General features: G+C 42.1%; 20 protein-coding genes. 5 read left to right on the top strand and 15 right to left on the bottom strand.

Annotated features, from left to right (window positions below; genetic code table 11):
- Positions 1-187 precede the first annotated feature (187 nt).
- Positions 188-754, bottom strand: coding sequence for an ECF transporter S component (locus tag FC30_RS00160; RefSeq protein WP_010690149.1), 567 nt, complete (start codon positions 752-754; stop codon positions 188-190).
- Positions 755-772: 18 nt separating this feature from the next.
- Positions 773-1,597, bottom strand: a complete 825-nt coding sequence (locus FC30_RS00155; RefSeq protein ID WP_010690148.1) for a pyridoxamine kinase — start codon at positions 1,595-1,597, stop codon at positions 773-775.
- A gap of 191 nt (positions 1,598-1,788) precedes the next feature.
- Between FC30_RS00155 and FC30_RS00150 the strand changes: the two genes are divergently transcribed.
- On the top strand, positions 1,789-2,160 hold the full coding sequence (locus tag FC30_RS00150; RefSeq protein ID WP_010690147.1) for a DUF1304 domain-containing protein: 372 nt from the start codon (positions 1,789-1,791) through the stop codon (positions 2,158-2,160).
- Between the two features lie 52 nt (positions 2,161-2,212).
- Here the strand turns inward: FC30_RS00150 and FC30_RS00145 are convergent, their stop codons facing one another.
- Positions 2,213-3,454, bottom strand: coding sequence for a NupC/NupG family nucleoside CNT transporter (locus tag FC30_RS00145; RefSeq protein WP_010690146.1), 1,242 nt, complete (start codon positions 3,452-3,454; stop codon positions 2,213-2,215).
- Between the two features lie 991 nt (positions 3,455-4,445).
- Between FC30_RS00145 and FC30_RS00140 the strand changes: the two genes are divergently transcribed.
- Positions 4,446-7,109, top strand: coding sequence for an HAD-IC family P-type ATPase (locus FC30_RS00140; protein WP_010690145.1), 2,664 nt, complete (start codon positions 4,446-4,448; stop codon positions 7,107-7,109).
- A 129-nt stretch (positions 7,110-7,238) separates the two neighbouring features.
- On the top strand, positions 7,239-7,748 hold the full coding sequence (locus FC30_RS00135) for an acyl-CoA thioesterase (protein ID WP_010690144.1): 510 nt from the start codon (positions 7,239-7,241) through the stop codon (positions 7,746-7,748).
- A 52-nt stretch (positions 7,749-7,800) separates the two neighbouring features.
- Here the strand turns inward: FC30_RS00135 and FC30_RS09565 are convergent, their stop codons facing one another.
- Positions 7,801-7,947, bottom strand: coding sequence for a hypothetical protein (locus tag FC30_RS09565; RefSeq protein WP_010690143.1), 147 nt, complete (start codon positions 7,945-7,947; stop codon positions 7,801-7,803).
- 810 nt (positions 7,948-8,757) lie between these two features.
- On the opposite strand from FC30_RS09565, the gene FC30_RS00130 reads away from it, so the two are divergent.
- Positions 8,758-9,465, top strand: a complete 708-nt coding sequence (locus tag FC30_RS00130; protein ID WP_235804157.1) for an SAM hydrolase/SAM-dependent halogenase family protein — start codon at positions 8,758-8,760, stop codon at positions 9,463-9,465.
- 5 nt (positions 9,466-9,470) lie between these two features.
- Here the strand turns inward: FC30_RS00130 and FC30_RS00125 are convergent, their stop codons facing one another.
- From FC30_RS00125 to FC30_RS00080, 10 genes are all read right to left on the bottom strand, one after another.
- The gene (locus FC30_RS00125) at positions 9,471-9,980 is read right to left on the bottom strand and encodes a hypothetical protein (protein WP_010690141.1); all 510 of its coding nucleotides are present in this window, start codon (positions 9,978-9,980) and stop codon (positions 9,471-9,473) included.
- A 136-nt stretch (positions 9,981-10,116) separates the two neighbouring features.
- Positions 10,117-10,959 (bottom strand): pyruvate formate-lyase-activating protein, encoded by an 843-nt coding sequence (gene pflA / locus FC30_RS00120; protein WP_010690140.1) that lies wholly within the window; start codon positions 10,957-10,959, stop codon positions 10,117-10,119.
- A 39-nt stretch (positions 10,960-10,998) separates the two neighbouring features.
- Positions 10,999-13,260 (bottom strand): formate C-acetyltransferase, encoded by a 2,262-nt coding sequence (gene pflB, locus FC30_RS00115; protein ID WP_010690139.1) that lies wholly within the window; start codon positions 13,258-13,260, stop codon positions 10,999-11,001.
- A 191-nt stretch (positions 13,261-13,451) separates the two neighbouring features.
- Positions 13,452-14,717: a glycosyltransferase family 2 protein gene (locus tag FC30_RS00110; RefSeq protein ID WP_010690138.1), complete on the bottom strand. Its 1,266-nt coding sequence runs from the start codon at positions 14,715-14,717 to the stop codon at positions 13,452-13,454.
- 157 nt (positions 14,718-14,874) lie between these two features.
- Positions 14,875-16,173: an adenylosuccinate synthase gene (locus FC30_RS00105; RefSeq protein WP_010690137.1), complete on the bottom strand. Its 1,299-nt coding sequence runs from the start codon at positions 16,171-16,173 to the stop codon at positions 14,875-14,877.
- A gap of 192 nt (positions 16,174-16,365) precedes the next feature.
- Positions 16,366-16,665: a hypothetical protein gene (locus FC30_RS00100; protein ID WP_005920938.1), complete on the bottom strand. Its 300-nt coding sequence runs from the start codon at positions 16,663-16,665 to the stop codon at positions 16,366-16,368.
- Positions 16,666-16,704: 39 nt separating this feature from the next.
- On the bottom strand, positions 16,705-17,424 hold the full coding sequence (locus tag FC30_RS00095) for a MerR family transcriptional regulator (protein WP_010690136.1): 720 nt from the start codon (positions 17,422-17,424) through the stop codon (positions 16,705-16,707).
- Between the two features lie 279 nt (positions 17,425-17,703).
- Positions 17,704-19,053, bottom strand: a complete 1,350-nt coding sequence (locus FC30_RS00090) for an NCS2 family permease (RefSeq protein ID WP_010690135.1) — start codon at positions 19,051-19,053, stop codon at positions 17,704-17,706.
- A 197-nt stretch (positions 19,054-19,250) separates the two neighbouring features.
- Positions 19,251-20,174 (bottom strand): cysteine synthase A, encoded by a 924-nt coding sequence (cysK, locus tag FC30_RS00085; protein WP_010690134.1) that lies wholly within the window; start codon positions 20,172-20,174, stop codon positions 19,251-19,253.
- A 13-nt stretch (positions 20,175-20,187) separates the two neighbouring features.
- Positions 20,188-21,015, bottom strand: coding sequence for a homoserine O-acetyltransferase/O-succinyltransferase family protein (locus FC30_RS00080; protein WP_010690133.1), 828 nt, complete (start codon positions 21,013-21,015; stop codon positions 20,188-20,190).
- Positions 21,016-21,177: 162 nt separating this feature from the next.
- Between FC30_RS00080 and pepF the strand changes: the two genes are divergently transcribed.
- Complete coding sequence (pepF, locus tag FC30_RS00075; protein WP_010690132.1) at positions 21,178-22,980, top strand: oligoendopeptidase F; 1,803 nt, start codon at positions 21,178-21,180, stop codon at positions 22,978-22,980.
- Positions 22,981-23,315: 335 nt separating this feature from the next.
- Here pepF and frc read toward each other — a convergent pair whose 3' ends face one another.
- Positions 23,316-24,674, bottom strand: a complete 1,359-nt coding sequence (gene frc / locus FC30_RS00070) for a formyl-CoA transferase (protein ID WP_010690131.1) — start codon at positions 24,672-24,674, stop codon at positions 23,316-23,318.
- Between the last annotated feature and the right edge of the window lie 6 nt (positions 24,675-24,680).

The raw sequence follows: 24,680 nt of genomic DNA, 5'->3' as shown, positions 1-24,680 counted from the left end.
AACCCTGGACCCACGGATTAAGAGTCCGTTGCTCTGCCAGCTGAGCTAACCACCCAATTTATCAACAAAAAATATTATAGCAAAGAAGCCCTGCTAAAACAAGCAAAATTTTAAAAATATTTTTATGGATAAAAATAAGATCTGTTTGGACAACCCCAAACAGATCTTATTTTCTAAATTCAGTTGTTTATAATGAGCCTCGGCGCTGATGCACCAAGGTGTAGATCTTTTTGATCACGAAATACAATAATGGTACGCAGATCGCCGTTGAAATGGAATTGATGACAGTCGCCGGTAAGCTGAAAAAGGCGGCCACCGCAGCTGTTTTAAAGCTTGTCCCGACCATCAATGCTTCAACGATCGAAGCTAGATACGAAGTCACGATCTTAGTCGATCCTGCAGCTATCGCCAAAATCATGATATTTCGCTGACTGTCAACATATCTCATAGCCTTGAAAAGTCCGGAAATTATCAAAGCTACAACTATGACCTCAAGCATCGTCAGCCAAGAGACAGCAATGTATCCATTTAAGATATCAAAACCACCCAGGCCAATGATACCGGCCAACATACCATTGCGTTTTCCCAAAAAAAGAATCGCTGTTACTGTCAATGTATTGCCAAAATGGATAAACGGGCGGCCGACCATCGCAGGGATCGGGATCCGTAACGTCCAAATGCCAATATAGATCAGTGCAGCAAATAGACCCGTTAAAATGACCGCCCGCAATGTATTTTGCTGGTCACGCAACATAGTATTTCCTCCAAAAAATCATAACTTTTCTAACAAATATGGTAATGCACGCGCATAATCGACGCCAAAACGCTGATCTCTAGGGGTCGGTGTCAGCTTTATCGCCTGAAAAATAAATTCCATCGCGAGATTCGCAGCAGCCTTGACCGCTTTTCCCTTCATGATCCCCGCCAGTAAAGCACTGGCAAACAGATCACCTGTCCCAAAAAAGTTCCCAGCCAATTTGGGACGCGTCAAGATCCAAGTTTGGCCCATTTCATAACCGATCACGGCGATCTTGTCACCGCAGTCTATCCCAGTTAAGATCGCAGTTTCTAACTTGAATTTAGTTGCAAAACGCACAAGCAGTTGCGTTGCTTCAGCGATCGCTAGTGGAGAAGTAGTCAAAGCCTCATCTAAAAGCAGTTGGGCTTCCGTTAAATTTGGAGTTGCGATCGTTGCTTGGTGCACTAATTTGCGCATCTGTGCTACATAATTCATGTCAAAACCGCGGTAAAGTTTACCATGGTCGGCCATTACGGGATCAACTAAAAAAAGCGTTTCAGGTGTCTTAAGAACTGACAAATGCTGTAAGATCACATCTAAAGGTCTAGCCCCCAAATATCCCAGATAGACGGCTGAAAACCTAAGTTGTAATTTTTGCCAATGCTGGAGAATGTGTGACATTTCAGAAGAAAGATCTAAGTAGGTATTTTCACCAAAGCCCCCCGTATGCGTTGATAAGAGTGAGGTCGGTAAAACATCTGGTCTCAAGTTTGCAGCCGCCAGCAAGGGTAGCGCTACACTCATGGAAACCTGACCCACACAGGACAGATCCTGACTGATCAAAACATCGGCATGCATTCTGTCACATCCTTTTCATACATCTGCAACTGATATCTGTTAGAGCGCTCAAACATAAGAGCTTGTATGTATTATATCATCTTTAATGTTTACTAACCACGGCATTTGGCATTCTTTTGCATTTAATTGTGGAATTATTGCATGCAACATTATATAATACTTCTATTAATTTAGTTAAAGGAGTTTTTTGTATGTCGATCATCTCAACTGTCCTGATCATAGTCGTTGCCCTGGAAGCTCTCTATATCATGGGAATGGAAATGTTTGGGAGTGAAGAAAAATTACATCAAACTTTTGGCCTTAGAAAAGAGTATCTCAAAATGCCCGAAGCGCGTGTCGCAATGGCTAACCAAGGACTATACAATGGTTTTATCGGTATCGGTCTCTTGACCTGTCGCTTTATTTTCCCAGAAAATGCTCAATATATGGGGAGTATGATGTTTGTGATCTTCGTTATTGTCGCCGCAGTCTATGGCTGGTTAAGCGCTAAGAACCCTAAGATCCTACTTGCCCAAGGAACACCAGCTATCCTGGCTTTACTTGCACTTTTGATCTTTAAATAAAAAAGGGTCGCCTGAATGAAAATTCAAGCGACCATTTTTATTACTATTTATTTTACCAAACGAATAAACCAACCATTGCTGCAGATAAGAGGGAAACTAAGACCCCTGAAAGCAACATGTAGCCAACGTTTTTGGAGATAAGATCGTTCTTTTCACGATCAACGATACCTTTGAAACAGCCAATGATCATCCCGACCGTTGAGAAGTTAGCAAAGGAAGTTACAAAGACTGTCAAGACAGCTTTGTAGTGTGGTGCAAAGTCATTGATCGTGCTTGTTACACGACCCATAACAACAAATTCATTTGTAACTAATTTTGTACCCATATATTGTGCAAATTGGAAAGCTTCGCCGTGTGGTAAGCCCATCAACCATGCAAGTGGGTACATAATGATCCCGAGAATGTGTTCCAAGGAAAGCCAAGGATTGATCATACCAAGTAACTTATCGATCAAGGCTGCCAAAGCAACAAAGGCGATAACGTTAGCGGCAATGATCAAGACCAAGCGACCAGCGCCTAAGATGGAATCACCCAAGAAGGAGAAGAATGGTTCTTTTTTAGCATTACCATCAGCATCAACATCACCGATCTCAGTTTCAGCCATCGCTGAGCCTTTCATCGTAGCGATCGTGTCTTCTTCTGGTGTAACAGTGACTGGGTTCAATAAAGCAACTACGATCAACGCATTGATAACGTTGACTGGAACCGCCGTAAGGATATATTCCCCAGGCATCATTTGCGTATAAGCACCGATGATCGAAGCTGTCACACAGCTCATCGACATCATCGCTAACGTTAAATTACGTTTAGCATTGATCTGCTTAAGTTGTAAAGAAGAAACCGCCAAAGCTTCTGTGTTACCAAGAAACATCATTTCGATCGCAAAGAATGATTCAAACTTAGGTTGTCCTGTAATAAAGGATAACCCACGTCCGATCCACTTGATGATCCATGGCAAGATACCGATATAAGTCAAGATATCAAACAATGGAACGACCATCAAAATTGGAAGCAACACTTGCACGAACCAGTCCATTTGTTTAACTTGGACCATGCTTGGAAGTGCAAATTCGATCCCGATATATGCGATCTTCATCAATTCGTTAAAACCAGCAGCAGCACCTTGAACGATCATCCGTCCACCTTCAAAGCTGGTCAAGAACCAAGCTAATACGAGGTTAAAGATGACCATCGTACCTACACCACGCCAATTGATCTCACTGCGGTTCTTAGAAAAGATCACGCCGACCGCAAGGAAGATCACTAAACCTAAAACATTTATTGCTAAATACAAGATTATTTCTCCTCTCTCTATCAATAAAATAAATAGCAATTTATAAATGACTGTAAAACTTCAATTAGTATATCTATTTCTTTGGGATTTGTAAATATTTTTATTAACATGGTTTAATTTTTAAAAATAATAAAAATATAATTTAATCCGCCAAAAGATACGTACCAATCGCAAGTAATAAACTTAACAAACTACAAAAATAGCAAACATTGCTCAATACCATCTCCGAACGATTACCTAGAGATTATAATGTTAACCAAAAAATAATTTAAAATCACACTTAATTTTAGCAAAACATTCGGAAGTGGTAAAGAATGACGCCCAAAAATGAAAGCGCTTGACTTTTGAGTGTCATTTAGTATAATTAAAGGTGAAAAGGGGGCAATTAAGCCTTCACATGTTGCGCACATACTAGCGTCTGACATTGACGTAGCAGGTGTTTTGGACACTTTGGTCTGAGGGCTTGGATCCTCCTTTTAGAACCACCCCGACAGTTCAAATAAACGGATCGCCAATAATGTAAAATAAGATCGTGAAAGAACATAAAGGTGGCGATGAAAGGTCTATTTGACTGTGCTATATATAATATAGACCATGGAACTCCTAGCTAGCTTCCATGGTCTTTTTCTGTATTTAACAAGGTTTTTAGAAATTAAAACGAATGTTATATCCAATGTAGATCATATTTTTCGTTTTTTATTAATATCATCACTATTTACTAAGCCATACCTCTTAAACTTTACCTAAGCTGTTTTAAGTTTACTTTAAATCTCTTTGTAACCAGTTCCATCCCCTTGCTTATCATAGTAAAATATACTTAAATTATTCGAACTATTAAATCACATAGAAAGGTAGGTAACACGAGTGGACGACCCTTATCCGCCTCGCGCTATTTTTGTACGCTTAGAAAAGATTTTCTTTGTCTATCGTAGTTAGTGCTAGGCAGCAAATGTTAGTGCTAGATATGAATTACAGAAAGGAAATATAATAAGTGAGACCTTATCAGAAGAATTTAGAAGAATTACTACAAAATTATGAGCAAGAGGACCCTTTACAGGGCCTTTCAACCAAAACTGCAACTGAAAGACTAGCAAGTGACGGGCCTAATGCCCTAGTTGCTAAAAAAACACCAAACTGGCTGTTATTTATCCGCCAGTTCAATAACATGATCATCTATATCTTGTTATTTGCGACACTATTGACGCTTTTTCTAGGACACTATACCGACGCGATCGTGATCAGTGTCGTGATCATCGCCAACGCTATGATCGGTTACTATCAAGAAGCAAACGCCGCTGATGCTTTAGCTAAGATCAAAGACTTGCTGGCAACTAATACCACGGTCTACCGTGATGGGATCCGACAAGATATCGATGCGACCAAATTAGTTCGGGGCGATGTCGTCTTTCTTGAAGCGGGTGACCAAGTTCCCGCCGATCTAAGTTTGATAAATACCGCTGACCTTAGGATCCAAGAGTCCGCTTTGACGGGTGAAGCAGATGCGGTGACCAAACACGCTGATGCTTTAGAAACAGCTGACTTACCTTTGGCTGAACAAGCAAACATGGCTTTTTCATCCACTACAGTCGTCAACGGTTCTGGTTTAGGCGTGGTCGTAGCGACCGGTGAAAAAACCGAATTAGGAAAGATCTCGACCGCAGTTGCTAGCGCTAAAACGCGGCCAACTCCATTAGTCAAAGAGATCAACGCTTTAGGTAAAACCGTTTCACTTTGCGTTTTAGGGGCAGCCGTCTTACTGTTTATCTTAGGTTTTATCTTTGAGACCTATTCCCTACCCGTCTTGACTTTAGCGATCGTAACGATGATCGTTGGCTCGATCCCTGAAGGCCTGCCAGCTACAACTTCGGTGATCTTAGCTTTAGGTGTGTCTGACCTCGCTAAAAATAAAAATGCGATCGTTAAATCACTGCCTTCAGCTGAAACATTGGGGGCGGTCGATGTGATCGCAACAGATAAGACCGGGACATTGACTAAAAACGAAATGACCGTGACCGACATTTACATTGATGAACGTCATTTTTCCGTCAGTGGTAGTGGTTATGCTCCAACTGGGACGTTATTTATCAATGGTGAAGCGACTACTGAACGTGAAGCTAAGCTAAAAGAGCTTCTCTTAGCTGGTTATTTTGCCAACGATACGACTTTGACCCAAGTTGATGATACTTGGACGATCAACGGTGAACCAACTGACGGAGCTTTCTTGACCGCTTATCACAAGTTGATGCCAAACAAAGAAAGTGTCCAACTAGAAAAATTAGATCTCTTGCCTTTTGATTCGTTCCACCGTTACATGGCAAGCCTTATCCAGCTTTCAAATGGTGCTAAAAAGATCTATCTGAAAGGTGCACCAGATAAGTTGTTCAACTTTGCCCAACAACAAGATCCAAACTTTGAGCGTTCATTTTGGCAAGCCAAAGCCGACCATTTAGCCAACCAAGGCAAACGCATCGTGGCTTTAGGTGTGATTAAAGACGCTGACCAAATCACTGAACTAGAACATGAACATCTCGAAAATGGCTTTACCTTCCTGGGCTTGACCGGGATCATCGACCCGCCACGCCCAGAAGTTATCACAGCTTTACGTGAGATGAACAAAGCCAAAGTCGAAGTCAAAATGATCACCGGCGACGCTCCCCTGACCGCAGCTGCGATCGGACGTCAATTAGGCTTATCTGATGGTGAATTGCACACGATCACTGGGGTAGAATGGGATCAACTGACGGCAAAAGAAAAGTGTGAAGCAGCCGTTAAAAATCAGATCTTTGCTCGGACAACACCGGAAAACAAACTCGAGATCATCGAAGCTTTACAGCAAAGTGGCAAGGTTACGGCGATGACTGGTGACGGTGTCAATGATGCCCCTGCGTTGAAAAAAGCTGACATTGGGGTTTCTATGGGGATCAAAGGAACTGACGCTGCTAAAGAAGCTTCCGATATGATCTTAACCGATGATAACTTTGCGACTTTAGCTACTGCGATCAAAGAAGGTCGCCGGATCTACGACAATATCAAAAAGAGTATCCTCTTCTTATTGCCGACCTCATTTGCTGAAGGGCTGATCATCTTCTTGACGATCCTTTTCAACCAAGAGATGCCTTTGCAAGCGACCCAACTGCTTTGGATCAACTTAGTCTCTGCGATCACGATCCAATTTGCGTTCATCTTTGAACCAGGTGCAAGTGACTTGATGAAACGTCCACCACGTAAGAGCAATAGCCGCTTGATCTCAGGACGTGAAATGCTTCAGTTAGGCTATGTTTCATTACTGATCGCCTTAGTCGGCTTAGGTGCTTATGAGCTGCTGATCGCGACAGGTGCTTCGGCAACGCTAGCAAGTACAGCGATGGTCAATATCATCGTCTTTAGCAAGATCTTCTACTTGTTCAACATCCGCACCGAAGAATCGGCCTTCTCGAGTGCTTCATTTACAAATAAAAAGGCCTTCTCGATCATCTTAATCATGATCTTGTTACAAATGGGATTGACCTACTTGCCATTCATGCAAGATGCCTTTAGCACAACGGGGATGCAACTAGGCGAATGGATCTTGACGATCGTCTGCGGTTTTAGCGTGCTAGCTGTGACTGAATTGGATAAATTCTTTAAACTTCGCTTAGCTCGGGCTAGAAACTAATTTTAAATGAGAAGCTCACCATGGTGTTTAGGCATCATGGTGAGCTTTTTTGCTATCCATTGCCACACGCTTCTTGCACTAGATCTCAAACACCTATGTTACAATAAAGCTAAAAAAGAAGGTGTCTACATGTCCGAAACTATCTCGTGTCGGCAAACACTTGCCGTGACTAGCCATCGCGTCCTAGCTAGCGACCTAAACGAACATGAAACTGTCTACGGGGGCGCACTACTATCTCTACTCGACGGGACGGCCTCGATCTCTGCCAGTCGTTTTGCCCGCTCACAATGTGTCACAGCTGCCCTCGACCAGGTCAACTTCATCAAGCCTTTTGTGCTAAATGACTCACTATGTATCGAAAGCTACGTGACTGGGCACGGTAAACGGTCGCTCGAAGTTTTCGTCAAAGTCATCGGCGAGCATCTCGATACCGGTGAACGTTTCTTAGGGATGACCGCCTTTTTGACCTTTGTTGTTTTAGATAAACAAGTCATTTTACCCGAACTGAGCGCTGAAACACTGGAAGAAAAAAGCCTCTGTGCTGACTTTCAAAAACGCGAAGCTTATCGACGCCAAAAAATAGCCGAACAAAAGAAACTTCAAGCTTCATTGAGCCTAGATTTTCCGTGGCAAAGTTAAAATTATCAAAAAAGCACGCCTTGAGCCGATCTCAAGACGTGCTTTTTTAATATTATTTTTTGTTCGTTAAAGAACCACTATCGACCGCACCTTGCGCCAAGTTCAATAACAACTTGATCGCTTCTTCATAACTACAAGCTCTTTCGTTCATAACTGTCCTGATCAACTCTTCAGTTGACGTCTTAGATGAGATCATCATACTAGTTCCGCACTATATCATGTGAGCAACACCAAAAGGATATAGCCTTCCTTTCTCCAAGATCTGAAGCGCCCCGCTTCTCTTACCGTACATTGAACACTCATAGCAGGCCCACATCTAACCTTTGATCTGCCACGTATGTCTACCACCAACTAGCAAACACGTGTTCATTTATTTTCGTTACTTTTATATTCTAGCGCGCCACCATCAAAAAATAAAGCATTAATATTATTCAATTTTTTTAACTATCGCAACTATCCGTGGTAAGACAAGCAAACTTCCCTATAAAAAAATTTTGGACTTCTTTTTTATTCATTTTCACTCGCAAATATTCATTAAAAGCTTTAATAACAACAATAATACGATTTTTCTTATAGTCCGCCACAAAGCCTTATCCAACTTGCTTTTATAGTCATTTACATTCCTTTATATGTTATTATTAATTAAACTTTTAATATACATAAGTTAATAGTTATGTTTGTTTGAGATAAAATTTTGCGTAGCTAGTTAAAAACAATTGACGTTCATTTCAAAAACAGCTATAATCGCACTAACTTGATCGAACTATCGCTTTGATGAGATGAGTGGCAACGCCCAACAGAGACTAGCTCAATGCTGAGAGAACTAGATGTTAGCCACGGATGAACTCGGAGCTGTCCAACGGTGCGAGCCGTTAACGTCCGAACTGGGCCTCCAATTCATGAGATAGCCAGTGTGAGCTGACTATAAATCAAGGTGGTACCGCGGTAAAACGTCCTGACGATTCTTTCGTGAGGGCGTTTTTTGTTTCTAGCAAAGAAAGGTGGAATTTTGATAACAAATAAGCAATTAGTATTACAAACTGATTTTGGTTTAGGAGATGGTGCGGTCAGTGCGATGTATGGTGTCGCTAAAACGATCGCTCCCGCATTGCATGTGGCCGATCTGACCCATGAGATCACACCTTACAACATTTGGGAAGCTTCCTATCGTCTCTACCAAACGCTCAGTTATTGGCCAGTTGGAACGGTCTTTGTTTTCGTCGTTGATCCTGGCGTCGGAAGCGAACGTAAAAGCGTCTGTGCGCTCACTAAAACGGGTCACTATGTTATTACACCAGACAACGGTACCCTTACGCATATCGCCAAATTTTTTGGTTTAAAAGCCGTCCGTAAGATCAATGAAACTACGAGCCGCTTGCCCCACTCCGATGAAAGTCACACCTTCCATGGCCGCGATGTCTACGCTTATAATGGTGCCCGCTTAGCCAGTGGCCAACTCGATTTTTCTGATATTGGACCTAAGATCGACCCAGCCACGATCGTCAAATTGCCACCAGTCGTCACTGCCGATTCGATCACCGGCATGGTCGATATCTTAGATGTGCGCTTTGGCTCAAAGAAAAAGCGGACTTGGTATACACAACAACCGTTCAAAGCAAGCGACTGGTTCGTCGTCATTTTAGCTATCGCATTATTTGGGATTACACTTTACCTCTTCAAATTGAATCATAGGCGTTTTTATGACCCATTCAACTAAAAAAGCTACCAGTCTACACTGATAGCTTTACATAGAACGATCCCGATCACCTCTAAAACAGCATAGGTCCCGGTCAGATATAATGTTCCACGCTTATCTTGTTTACTCAACTGATAGTAGATCACACCAAAGAGCAGTATTTGTAAGATATTATTATTCACGTAAGCTGATCCAAAGACTGATCCTGTGATCACTATATAACTAGCCGAAAAAACACTAAGCAGACAATTAACGATCACCAGTGTCAAAAATAATGCCTCTTTATCGCCTTGATCGCTAGCTATGATCACTAAGAGACCGATACCCCATATTACTAAAAAACCAATCAAAGAGCCGATCGCTGTCCCAATGAGCGTGATTGCATTAATAAAGAATTTTCCTTCAAGCGGTACCTCAGCTGGGAGGGGCGTTGCTACTTGTGTAACAAGATAGACCCCCGCCACTGAAAGAGCAACGACTAAAAAGACAAGGCCCACCTTGGTCAACACAGATAATTTAAGTCCTGAATGTGACATCTCGAACACCTCTTTTTACAATTATTTTCTTCAGTATATACTGTTTTATCACATGGTAGTCCAAGTAAGCATAAGTGGTCATTTATTCGACTTATTTGGCTATCAAAAAAGCAGAGACCATAATGATCTCTGCTCGTTAGCAACGACTTAAAGCCCCCTGCTCTTTTGTATTTATCCCTGGCTTCCAAGTTAAATAGCCTTTATAGTCATCTACGCAAAGGAGTTTTTCAGCATTTTCGATCCGATCAGCCGTTGGCGGTTCAACACCTTCCAAGCGATACTTGATCCCCATTTCCTTATACTTACGAACTCCCATTGTGTGATAAGGCAAGACTTCGACTTTCTCGACATTTTTCAACGTCTTGATATATTCGCCGAGTTCTTTTAAATACTTATCATTGTCGGTGATCCCTGGGACCAAAACGTGTCTGATCCAAACTGGTTTACCGAGTTCAGATAGATACTCACACATGTCAAGAATGTTCTCGTTTGGATAACCGGTCAAGAGTTTATGCTCATCGGAGTTGATATGCTTGATGTCCACCAATAAAATGTCGGTATATTCCAGCAACTCATTGAATAAGCTAAACCATGGTTCACGGCGCGTAAATGGCGCTCCACATGTGTCCAAGCAAGTGCTGATACCAGGTTCTTTACACTTCTTGAACACTTCCAAAGCAAATTCTGGCTGCAATAAGATCTCGCCTCCTGAGAGGGTGATCCCACCGTCTTCACCCCAGAATGCTCGGTACGGTAAAGCTTTTTCTAAAAGTTCACTGGCGGTCATTTGCGTCCCAACATTTTTCTTCCAAGTATCTGGATTGTGGCAAAACTTACAACGCATATTGCATCCCTGCATGAAAGCCACAAACCTGATCCCTGGTCCATCGACTGCGCCAAAGGTTTCAAGGGAATGCACGTAGCCTAAAACCTGACCGTCTTTAGTTGGAACTGGATTAATATATGGATTAGCTTTCATTATTACGCCGCCTTTACTAATTGACTGTTGTGCTCTTAACTACATTGAAGTATGGAATGTTCTTGAAATAACGTCATCTTGTTGTTCCTTGGTCAGATCAGCGAAGTATACACAGTAACCAGAAACACGCACGGTCAACGTTGGATATTCTTCTGGATGTTTTTGAGCATCAAGTAAAGTATCACGGTTGAAGACGTTGATGTTTAAATGGTGACCTTCATTCTTCATATAACCACTGATCATGTTTACCAAGGTCTTTTCTTCTAATTTTTCATCGTGACCAAGTGTTGATGGTGTTACGGCGAAAGTATTGGAGATCCCGTCTGTTGCGTAGCGATATGGTAATTTAGCTACGGAAAGCAAGGATGCCAATGCCCCGTGTGTTTCAGCACCGTAAGCTGGGTTAGCACCTGGTGAGAATGGTTCGCCTGCTTGACGGCCATTAGGTGTTGTCCCGGTATTCTTACCGTAAACAACATTAGAAGTGATCGTCAAAACAGATGTTGATAACTTAGCATCACGGTAGAGGTGATGTTTGTTCATCTTGGTGTAAAGTTGTCTTACTAACCATGCAGCGATCTCGTCAGCACGGTCATCGTTGTTACCATAACGTGGGAAGTCTTTTTCAGTCTTGAAGTCAACTGCCACACCGTTTTCATCACGGATAACTTTAACTTTACCGTACTTGATAGCTGAAATGGAGTCAGCAGCAACTGCTAAACCAGAGATACCTGTCGCAAATGTACGATCTAAACGTGTATCCTTCAAAGCAAGTTGGGCTGATTCATAGTAATACTTGTCGTGCATGTAATGGATCACATTCAAAGCATTTACATAAACGTCAGCGACCCATTCCAACATGTCATCGAATTTCTTCAAGAATTCATCATAATCAATGTATTCTGAAGTGATCGGTGCATAAGCTGGACCACATTGCATCTTGGTCAATTCATCGACCCCACCGTTGATCGCATAAAGAACGGTCTTAGCCAAGTTAGCACGAGCCCCGAAGAATTGAACACCATCAGCGATCGGTTGCGCAGACACACAGCAAGCAATGCCGTAATAGTCTGTGCCCCATGTTTCCATCATCAATTCATCGTTTTCGTATTGGATCGTTGAACTTGCGATCGATACACTAGCTGCGTAGTTCTTGAAGCCTTCTGGCAAACGTTCTGACCATAATAAGGTGATGTTTGGTTCTGGCGCAGCACCCATGTTATGCAAGGTGTGCAAGAAACGGAAAGCTGTCTTTGTAACGTGGTGACGGCCATCCATACCCATCCCAGCGATCGATAACGTTGCCCAAATTGGGTTACCAGAGAACAAGGAGTTGTATTCTGGTGTCCGAATGAATGTTACCATCCGGAGTTTCATTGTGAATTGGTCGATCAATTCTTGTGCTTCTTTTTCGGTCAATAAACCGTTGTCCATATCACGTTTGATATAGATATCGATAAATGAGTCGATCCGGCCGATAGACATCGCAGCCCCATTTTGTTGCTTGATGGAAGCTAAGTAGCCGAAGTACAACCATTGGATAGCTTCACGCGCATTGGTAGCTGGATAAGAAATATCGTAGCCGTAAGAAGCAGCCATTTTCTTCATGTCTTGTAAAGCACGAATTTGTTCGGAAACTTCTTCACGTAAGCGAATAACTTCATCTGTCATTTGACCGTCGCCATAGTTAGCTAAGTCATCTTTCTTAGCTGCGATCAAGCGATCGATCCCGTAAAGAGCAACACGAGGGAAGTCAGCGATGATTCGACCACGACCGTATGAGTCAGGTAAGCCTGTCACGATCTTGTTGTGGCGTGCACGCTTAATTTCGTCATTGTATGCATCAAAAACGCCTTGGTTGTGTGTCTTATGCAAGTCGGTGAAGATCCGTTCTGTTTCCGGATCAATTTCCATCCCGTAAGCAGCCAAAGCAACTTTAGCCATCCGAATACCACCATAAGGCATCAAAGCTTTTTTCATTGGCTTATCTGTTTGCAAACCAACGATCTTTTCTAAGTCTTTATCTAAATAGCCTGGTTTGTGTGAAGTGATCGTAGAAACAACTTTGGTGTCAGCATCTAAAACGCCACCAGCAGCACGTTCTTTCATCTTGATGTCAACTAACATGTCGTTTAATTTTGTGGTTGCTTCAGTTGCTTCTTCAAGGAATGATTGATCACCATCATAAGGTGTGTAGTTACGGTTGATGAAATCACGTACATCGATCTCGTCTTGCCAGTCCCCGCCGTTAAAACCGTTCCAAGCAGTTGTTACTGTTTCTTTGCTGTTATCTTTGAGCATCTATATTCCTCCCTGTGTAAAAAATCCGTCTGACCTAAATAATATAACCTAGCACGTACTAAAAAACGTTTGTTAACGTTTTCATCCTTATATTATCTAAAATCGCGCATAAAAACAAGTCATAATCCATTATTTTTGTACAATTTTAAAAAAATGTTATTTCTATTTTTTTACTTAAATATAATGAAATATTAAGCTTTTTCGCCCACGCCAACATGGGTCGTTTTGACCCACTTAGTCTGGCGCCGAATTTTCTTATAACAGGCCAAAACGATCGCAAAATAAAAAAGGTAATTATACCCCAATATGATGGTCATAAAGAACAGCTTCTTAATAATTCCTAAGCGCCGAGTCTCGTGTTCATAAATACTTAGAATATAGAAATTAAAACAACTATTGATAAACAATAGACTCACTACGATCGGCCAATACAACTGGATAAACCAACTGACAAAGACCAAGACTAACAGATTCGCAAGCCCTGTCGCTAGCGAGATGAATGGTAACAACAAATAAAATGTCATTTCCATTTTAGCTTTAGTTCCTATGGCTTTACTTAATAAGATCTTGGGCCAATAACCCACTAAGCAGTCTAATCCCCCTTGAGTCCAACGAGCACGCTGGCGGATAAAGGGCCGAACTTGAGCAAGTGCCTCTTGATAGACCACGATCTCAGAAGCATAGTGGGTCGCTTTAGCTTGCAGTAAAAAGCGCGTGCTAAACTCAAAGTCTTCCAGCAAAGCATTGCCCCACGGATAATACCCGTTTACTGCACTGACCCGGATAAATTGGCCATTCCCTGACGCTGCTGCATTACCTAACCGATTCCGGATGTTTTGGATCCAATTATTGATGATGACAAATTCGATATCTTGTAGTTTTTGTAGCCAATTTTGCTCCTTAAACATAGCTACACGTGTTTGTAACAACGATAATTCTGGATCAAATGCAAAGTGTTCCATGACCCGCAGATAAGCTGCTTCATCCATATAAGCGTCGGCGTCTAAAACACCACAGATCACGCGCTTACGCAAACTTGGGGCTAGTGGCTCAACGAGTTGCTGGTACGCCCAATTTAATGCCTCGCCCTTACCCTGTTGCGCTTCTGGCAAATACCGTTGCAGCAGCTGGACTTTGCTCCCACAGGCCAGTTGTTGCAACGTTTCATTAACGACTTGAGCTGTCTGATCACTTGAGGCATCATCAATGATCACCATTTTAACTTGTGGTAAGCTTGCTGTCTGCGCCACAAAATTGGTGATCGTCTGCCTGATGACTAGCGCTTCGTTTAGCGCTGGGACCAAGATGATCAGTTGCTCAATGGGCTCTTTCAGCTGCGTTTGTTGCAGCTTTTGATCTTGCCCAAATAAAATTAAAATCAGCACCCACACCAAATAGATACCTATTCCAACAAAAGAGACACTAAAGATCAATTCATCGATGACCGATCCCTCCATTTAGTGCTTTTTGTTAAAAAACCATATAGATTTTACCACACGATTAACTCTAAATGATATAGCTAATTTATTTTAAATAAAAGTAGATATTTTTTAATCTTTTTACCTAAAAAGAGGCTGATAGCCACGAATGACTACCAGCCTCTTTCTAATTTATTTAAATTTCTTCCCAAATATCCTTTAAGACATTTGTTTGATCACGATCTGGACCAACAGAGAAGGTCGAAACTTCGACGCCAACTAATTCTTCGATACGTTTAACATAGTTACGCGCATTTTCAGGTAGATCAGCTAAAGTCTTAGCCCCTGTGATATCTTCTTTCCAGCCTGGCATTGTTTCATAAATTGGCTTGCATTGTGCCAATTCTTTCAAGCTAGCTGGGTAACGGTCGATCTTTTCACCGTTCAATTCATAAGCTGTACAGATCTTGATCTCATCTAAGCCAGTCAAGACATCCACACAGTTCAAGCACAAGTTGGTCAAACCTGAGACCCGCTTGGAGTGACGCATTACGACACTATCGAACCAACCGATCCGACGTGGGCGTTTCGTGACTGTCCCATATTCATGACCCGCTTCACGGATGTAGCTACCGATCTCATCGTGTAACTCAGTTGGGAATGGACCATCACCAACACGTGAAGTATAAGCTTTGCAGGCACCCACAACTTTATTGACCTTTTCTGGACCAACGCCAGAGCCAGTTGTGACCCCACCGGCGATCGGGTTAGAAGATGTAACGAATGGATATGTCCCATGATCAACATCTAACATAACACCTTGAGCACCTTCAAATAAAACGTGTCCGCCGTTGTCCAACGCATCATTTAAAATAACTGATGTATCAGCTACATACTTCTTGATACGTTGACCATATTCATAATATTCATTGTAAATTGTTTCAAAATCAAGCGGTTCGCCTTCATAATCGTACATCTTTTGGAATAAACGATTCTTTTCTTCCAAATTACGACGTAGCTTTTCAGCAAATGTATCTGCTTCTAACAGATCTGCGACCCGAATACCGATACGAGCTGCTTTGTCCATGTAGCAAGGACCGATACCCTTATTAGTCGTACCGATCTTGTTGTCTTTTTTGGCGCTTTCTTGTAAGCTGTCCAAGACAATGTGGTATGGCAAGATCACGTGCGCACGGTTTGAAACACGAAGGTTATCTGTTGGGATTCCATTTTCATGCAAGTATTCCAACTCAGCAACTAACGACTTAGGATTCAAAACAACGCCATTACCAATGACACTGATCTTATCGGAATAAAAAATTCCAGATGGGATCAAGCGCAATTTATAGGTCTTACCATCAAAAGCGATCGTATGACCGGCATTGTCTCCACCTTGATAACGTGCGATAACATCGGCATTTTTACTCAAGAAATCAGTGATCTTTCCTTTGCCTTCATCGCCCCATTGACTACCAACAACTACTACTGATGACATATACAGTCCACCTCATAATATTTCTAAGCATTACTCTGCTTGCTAGTCTAAATTAATGACCTTGATAATTGTAACAATCAAGCTTAGTTTTTTCAAGCAATTACGAATATTACTTCGCTAAAAAAAGGCTAAGTTTATTAATTGCGAACTTTAGCCTTTTTAATTTAAATTATTCTGATTTAAAACGAATAACTAATCCCAAGGATCATAGCGCCGAAAGGGCAATAAGCTACGCGTCCGGGATAATTCTTCCATTTGTTTGACGATCGCTAGTGTTTCTGCACTCATTTTGATCTTACCTTTGCCCCGTAGCACCGCCTCATAGGACGCTGTTACCATTTTTTCCATAATGATCTGGGGCGCGATCTGGCGGTCTGCCAAGGCATCTTTTCCGTAAGCGACGATCTTTAAAAATACTTTGTCATCGGTGCTTTGCTCAAAAGACTGTGTCAATTCATTTGCCAGCCGTGCGATCTCTTTGCGTGACTTCATCTCACTCACCTCATCTACATCTTACACCAAAGCTAAAAATTAAGCTTGTTTATCGGCATAGACTTCGATACAAAAATTTTTCTGTCTACAATTTGGACACACTAACTTTCGTGTACTCGGAGTGTGGGCAGACCAAAAATACTCTTTGAGTCCTGGACGAAATTGGTGCTGACAGTTAGGACAAATATACGCCGTATGCTGCCAAACATAGCGCACTAAAGCTGTTGTGAGCCCGATCGAGATCACTAAAGCCCCGGCTACTAACCACCATGAGCCATGGGTCAAGAATACATAGATGATACTGCCCCACAAGATCAAGTCGATCACCAGTCCAATACCGATCATTTGCCAGTGTAATTGATGTAATTTCTTTGTCTTTTCCATTTCAAACTCAATTCCTTTCGTAAAATTTCCCGGGAAAACTTGAAATTTCTCCAGTTGCTCGGCTAAATAATCCAACTTGGCGGCGCGTTTTTTAACCAATTCCAAAGCCTTAGCATTTTGTTCTTGGTGCTCCGCCACTAACAGCTGTAAAATTTTATAGTTTTCCGGTGTATCTAATAGACCTTTGATATCTTTTAGCGTGAAACCTAGTTCTTTATAGGTCAAGATCAGTTCTAAACGTGTGACTTGATCTTCAGCATATAAGCGGCGATCTGCTTCAGTACGACTAGCGACTAATAATCCTTGCCGTTCATAATACTGCACCGTCCGCAAAGTGACATGACACTGTTTCGCTAATTGTCCACTTGAATACATTATTTACCCCCTTTCTAACTTCACTATAAATGATAACGTTACGTCATCAGCAAGTAAAAAGATAAGAGTGTGGGCCAAAGCGGTCAGCTCCGTACAGATAACAGAAAAATCACTATGATGCGCTTTTTGCATCGTGATCAGTTCATTCATATGCGTGCTAAAAAGGCCCTATCACGCTGCAAAACATACATCATGATAGGACCTGTTGTTATTCATACAATGCTGATCGTATTGTCGAACATTGTGTATCTAAGTCGTGCTCCGAAAATCAGCACTGTGTTAGTTATGTGGCAAGATATTTAGTACATACAACATCGCGATGAAGATGAAGAACAAGACGATGACCACTGGATTTAATTCTTTCCGACGGCCAGCCGCGATCATTGTGATCGGATAGACTAAGAAACCAAATGCGATCCCGTATGAGATGTTAGAGGTCAACGGCATTGCAATGATCGTTAAGAACGCTGGTAAGGCGATCTCGAATTTTTCCCAGTTGATAAAGCGCATCGATTGTGCCATCAAAGAGCCAACGATGATCAAGGCTGGGGCTGTAACTTCAGTCGTCACCACACTCAATAATGGTGAGAAGAATAAACTTAGCCCAAACATACCCGCGATCACTAATGAAGTAAAACCAGTCCGCCCCCCGACTGCGATCCCAGCAGAAGATTCAACATAAGCTGCCGTCGGAGTCGTTCCCATCACAGAACCAGCTAACATTGAAAATGAGTCAGCCATTAAAGCGCGCCCGATCCGAGGCATCTTATCATTTTTCATCAAGCCAGCCTGTTGGGCTAACCCGACTAAAGTACCTGCTGTATCAAAGAAAGTCACCAGTAATAACACGATGATCACAGCTAACATCTGTGGCGTGTTGATATTACCTAAGTTTGCTAGTCCGACCCCAAAAGTTGGTGCCAAACTTGGGATCGAAGAAACGATCTTATCTGGCATTGGGATCAAGCCTGTCACTAGGCCTAAAAGCGTTGTAGCTAAGATCCCGATAAAGATCGAACCTGGGACGCGGCGTGCCATCAATAAAGCAGTCACAAAGAAACCAAAGATCGTTAACCAGGTAGTTGGAACCGTCAATGATCCTAATTCGACTAACGAAGATTTGCTGGCAACGACTATCCCGCCACCCTTTAAACCGACAAAAGCGATAAAGATCCCGATCCCAGCCGCCATTGCGAGCTTGAGATCATGTGGGATCGCATCGATAACGATCTCGCGGATCTTGAATAATGAAAGTAACGTAAAGATAATGGAAGCCACCACGACTCCAGCCATTGCAGTCTGCCACGGGATCCCCATCGTCAAAACAACGGAATAAGTGAAGAACGCATTATCCCCTAGACCAGGTGCGATCCCGATCGGATAGTTAGCTAAAAATGCCATCAAGGTACAACCAATGATCGCTGAGAGGGCAGTTGCTGTGAAGACAGCACCCTTATCCATCCCTGCAGCCCCTAGGATATTAGCGTTGACGAACAAAATGTAGGCCATCGACACGAACGTAGTCAAGCCAGCAACGGTCTCCCGTTTAGTATTAGTTTTTAATTCTTTAAAATGGAAGGTTCTTTCGAGCCAACCTGCTTTGGTGGCTGTTGTTTGACCATTATCCAATTTCTTTCACCTCTGATTTATTTTTACTTTGATAAGTATTACACGTATGATTATAAAAATCAACCCCTAAATAGTTCGTGTTTTTATCAAAATATATCCATTTTAAGGTAAAAAACTTCTGCTTCGGTTGAATAGCAGTATTTTAGCATGAATTTTCACAAAAAAAGACCACGCAAATTCACGTGGTCTGGCGGCAATTAGCCTTCAAATAATTCAGTTGAAAGATAACGTTCGCCGTTATCTGGGGCAACAGTCAAGACACGCTTACCAGCACCCAATTTTTTAGCTACTTCGATCGCGCCATAAATATTAGCACCAGCTGAGATCCCAGGTAAGAAGCCTTCATTTTTACCAACTTCGCGGGCCATCTCAAGCGCTTTTTGGCTTGGAACTTCTAAAATATCATCGTAAAGTTTTGTATCCAAGATCGAAGGCACAAAGCCAGCTGAGATCCCTTGGATCTTGTGCTTGCCCTTCTTACCTTCTTTTAAGACTGGAGATTCACTTGGTTCAAGAGCGTATACTTGAATATCAGCCTTCTTAGCCCGCAAAGCACGACCTACACCCGTCAACGTTCCACCCGTGCCGACCCCAGCAACAAAAGCATCGGGTAAGTCAGCTCCAAAGGCGCGCAAGATCTCTTGGCCAGTCGTTTGTTCGTGGATCAAAGCGTTAGCAGGGTTATCGAATTGCATCGGTAAGAAATAACCGTTCTTCTCAGCTAATTCCTTAGCGAGTTTGATCGCACCACCCATGCCTTCTTCACCTGGGGTCAAGATCAATTCAGCTCCATAACCTTGCATCAATTTACGCCGTTCGATACTCATCGTTTCTGGCATCGTGATCAATAAACGATAGCCCTTAGCCGCCGCTACTGCAGCTAATCCAATACCGGTATTGCCCGAAGTTGGTTCGATGATCGTGCCACCCTTGGTCAACTTGCCAGCTGCTTCAGCGGCTTGGATCATCGCTAAAGCTACCCGATCTTTGACTGAACCAGCTGGATTGAAAAATTCAAGCTTAACATAAACATCAGCTGCCTCAGCTGGAACAACATTATTCAACCTGACGATCGGTGTGTTCCCAATAGTATCTAAGATCGAATCATAAACTTTACTCATATCAAGACCTCCATTAATTTTTGATAAGTTCTTTAGCTTTGCGCGTCCCAGCTACTTGCTGTAACCAGTTAGCAAAGAATTGTTTTTGTAACGTTTCCCATAAAAACTGTGGTTGTCCATCAACATAGTAATTTTGGGGACGAGCTAGTGAATCTTTAGCACTTGGATCAGCCGCTAATTCGCGTGTATATTCTTTTTGTAAGGCATCTCTACCATACTCCAAATGCGAAAATAAAAATGTCTGATGTTTTGTCGGCGCTTCAAGCAAGAAAGCTTCCCCTGTCTGCGAGACTGCTGTGATCTTTAACTCAGGGATCTGTTTTGCCTGACTAAGATCAATATCAGCATAACGCGCATGTGGGGCTAAAAAGCCCGGCGCTACTTGAGCTAATAACTTGGAATCACGTAAGACCTCTTGCGGATAGATCCCAAATAGTTTTTGGGGCAATAAGTATTTATCCACCCCATAAAAGTAGTTGACTGCAGCCATGGCGCCCCAACAGACATACAGCTGCTCGATCTTATTTTGAGCCAAACAGTCAAAGATCTCCTGCAATTCATTGATATATGTGATCTCTGCAAAATCCAGTTTTTCGATCGGTGCCCCAGTTACGATGAAAGCATCCAGTTGCTTAACCTCATCTAACTCCAACGGACGAGCAATTCGCGTCACTTGAGCTGGAACTGGACGATCTTGATAGTGCTCTTTAGGATAAAAAAAAGTCAGTTCAACTGGATATGTCGTACTATTCAAGACCCGTTCGAATCGTCTTTTGGTGTCCAGTTTATCGTGCATCAAATTCAATACCCCGATTTTTAAGACATTTTCAGGCGTACGCATGACTATACCTTCCTTTCTCGGTAATTACAGCCAAGTCAATTTACTTGTATTCTGTAAGTTAAATTATACACTAGCTGCTTATAAAAGACAATTATACTACTATAAGTACTGAGCTTTATGCTATAATTTGGCAAACATTATTTTTACGAGGGGGACTTGCTAATGGCATTACCAAATCGAAAAGACATTGCACCAGAACTCACTTGGGATCTAACCGCACTTTACCCGAATGACACTGCTTGGTACGACGAGCTTAAAGCGTTAAAAAAACTCGTCACTGATTTTTCAGCTAACTTCGACGGACAGTTGACCACTCCACCCCAGATCATTGCTGGCTTGACCGCTTTAGAACAGATCGAACAAAAAGCATCTGTGATCGAACATTACGCTTTCTTGCAACAGGCAAGTGATATGACAGATCCTCACTACAATCAGCTACTAAAGCAAGCTGAACAAGTTTTAGCCTTTGTCAGTGCTAATATCGCCTTCTTTGATATCCAAGTTAGCCAAAATGACACGGCTAACCTAGACGAAGTTGCAGCACGAGCACCGCATTTTGCTTCTGTCATTCGCCATTTAAAGAATGAGAAGCAACATCTTCTTGATCCTAAAACTGAAGCAGCTCTGGCCTTGTTAGGTCCGACTTTAAATGCACCGGAAGGGATCTATACAACGGCCCGCGCAGCAGATATGACATTTGAAGATTTTGAGGTCGATGGAAAGCTCTATCCTATGTCATTTGTCCTGTATGAAAATACCTATCAATACCACCCTAACTATAAAATACGCCAAAAAGCCTTCAAATCATTTTCCAAAACCTTGAAAAAATATCAGGATACCGTAGCAGCTACTTACTACACACAAGTCGCTAAGGAAAAGACTATGGCGACCCTCCGCGGTTTTGATTCAGTTTTTGATTATCTACTAGCTAAACAAGAAGTCTCACGTGAATTGTTTGACCGCCAGATCGATCTGATCTTAGATAAACTCGGACCAGTTATGCAAAAATATGCTAAACTCGTCCAAAAAGCTCATGGTCTAGAACAGATGACTTTTGCTGATCTACAGATCGATCTTGATCCTAGTTTTGCACCTAAAGTTAGCTTAGAAGAAGCACCTGCCTATATTCAAAAAGCAGTTTCGATCCTAGGCGTTGACTACGCCAAGATGGTCATGCGCGCCTTTGACGAACGGTGGATCGATTTTGCTGTCAATGCCGGTAAAGAAACTGGGGGCTTTGAGACCGATCCCTATGGCGTTCACCCCTATATCTTGATGTCATGGACTGACGAATTAGCTGACGTTTATACTCTGGCCCATGAACTCGGACACGCTGGTCAAGCGATCCTGACCGCTCAAAACAACTCGATCTTAGGTAGTGATCCGTCAATGTATCTGATCGAAGCTCCTTCAACCTTTAATGAATTATTGTTGACACACTCTTTGGAACAGAGTACGACCGATCCACGAATGCAACGTTTTGCCTATGCCAAGATGCTGACTAATACGTTCTACCATAACTTTGTGACTCACTTGCTGGAAGCTGCTTTCCAACGTGAAGTTTATCAACTTATCGATGCAGGTGCTTCATTTGATGGTGCTAAACTTGGCGAACTCAAACAAAAAGTGCTCAAGCGTTTCTGGGGTGATACGGTCATGATCGATGACCAAGCCGCTTTGACTTGGATGCGTCAATCACATTACTATATGGGCTTATACTCTTATACCTACTCAGCTGGTCTGACGATCGCTACCCAAGCTTATCTAAAATTACTAGCTGATCCACAAAAACAAGTCGGTGCTTGGCTTGAATTTCTAAAACTCGGCGACCAAAAAACACCGGTAGAAGCAGCTAAAGTTGCTGGCGTTGATATTTCAACTGCTGATCCGCTTGAAAATACGATCGCCTTTTTGGATGAGACCGTGGAAAAGATCAGAACTTTGTCCCAAGAGATCGCTAAATAAAGTTTCATGTGAAACATGTCAAGAACGCAATATCATTAAATTAAGAGAACTAGCTTACACTGTTTTGCTAATGGTGTGAGATAGTCTCTTTTTTACTTTTATCATCTTCAGCGCGATCATCGTTCAAAAAAGACCAGCCTCAAACGAAGCTGGTCTTATAATTGACCTTTCAACTCACAAGCCCCATACCCTTGACCACGGATATTGAGCAAAATAGGTAAACTTTTGGTGTGGAACGCTAATTGTCATTTGAGGTAAAATGAACAAACCGTGACAACACTATGAAATATCTAGCTTGTCAGCAAAAAGTTTTACTCTAGCTTTTAAGTGAGCGATCAGTGTTCTTTCCCATCGATAATAACGTGAACTCGTGGGTTCTTAGGGCTTTTAACTTTAGAAATAACACCTTTGTCAACTAAGTCTTCAATTTGATCTGGATCATAACCTAACTTAGTCAAAATTTCCTTGTTATTTTCACCTAGATCTGGTGCACGGTCGTAGGATGGAGTATAATTTGAAAGCGTAAATGGTAAACCAATAGTCTTAAAGTCACCACGACTCCCACCTTGGTCGATAGTAACGATCGCACCATCCTTATTTAAATCAGGATCATTTTCAAGTTCATGCCAGTCAAGAATAGGACCAACTGGAACACCAGCGGCACCGAGATCTTTAGTCAAAGTGTACTTATCGTATTGCATAGTGTAAGCTTCGATCAATGGATAAAGCTCTTCCTTATGTAATTGACGATGTTGCCAGTCGATAAATCTTGGATCTGTTTCCCATTCTGGGTGGCCCATTGCTTCACATAGTTTATCCCACTTCTTGTTCTCATTTTGAATAACAATATAAACATAGGCGTTTGGATCTGTTTCCCAACCTTTAGCTTTGTAGGTCCAGCCGATAACTTGGCCACCTTCAGTGTTTTCTGCTCGTGGGATCGCCTTACCCCATTTCCAGTCAGGGTAAACAGCATAGTGAGGAAGCGCACCGAGATTGTCCAACATAATTTGGTCACGTAATTTAATACGACAAAGATTTAATACAGCATCTTGCATTGATTGGTAAACAAAGGTCCCTTCACCAGTATGTTCACGTTGTAGTAAAGCTGCTAAGATACCAATAGCTAAGTGCATCCCTGAATTCGAGTCACCTAAAGCAGCGGCAGATTGGGTCGGAACATTGTCTTTACCCTTGTTCCAACCAGTAGCAGAGGCAGCCCCACCAGCAGATTGAGCAACTGGTTCAAAGGCCTTAACATTTTCAAAACGTGAACCTTGGTTGAAGCCCTTTAATGAAGCGTAGATCAATCTAGGATTCATTTTATGAAGTTCTTCCCAGCCAAAGCCATTTCTATCAGCAGATCCAGGAGCGATATTTTCCACGAAGATATCAGCTTTTTTGATCAAGTCGTACATGATCTTTTTACCTTCAGGGGTCTTGATATCTACAGTTAAGGATTTCTTATTTGCATTCAATTGTAAGAAATATAGACTCCAAGAATCTTCGATATCAAGTAATTCATTTCTAGTTGGATCACCAGTATTAGTCCGTTCGATCTTAATAACTTCAGCACCTAACCAAGCTAAAAGTTGAGTACATGAAGGACCAGATTGAACTTGAGTCCAGTCAATAACTTTGATCCCTTTTAATGGGGCATATGCATTTTGTTCATTTTTCTCATTTTCACTCATTATCAC

The sequence above is a fragment of the Ligilactobacillus animalis KCTC 3501 = DSM 20602 genome (assembly GCF_001434535.1).
GTDB lineage: Bacteria > Bacillota > Bacilli > Lactobacillales > Lactobacillaceae > Ligilactobacillus > Ligilactobacillus animalis.
This window is presented reverse-complemented; position numbering and strand designations above follow the sequence as displayed.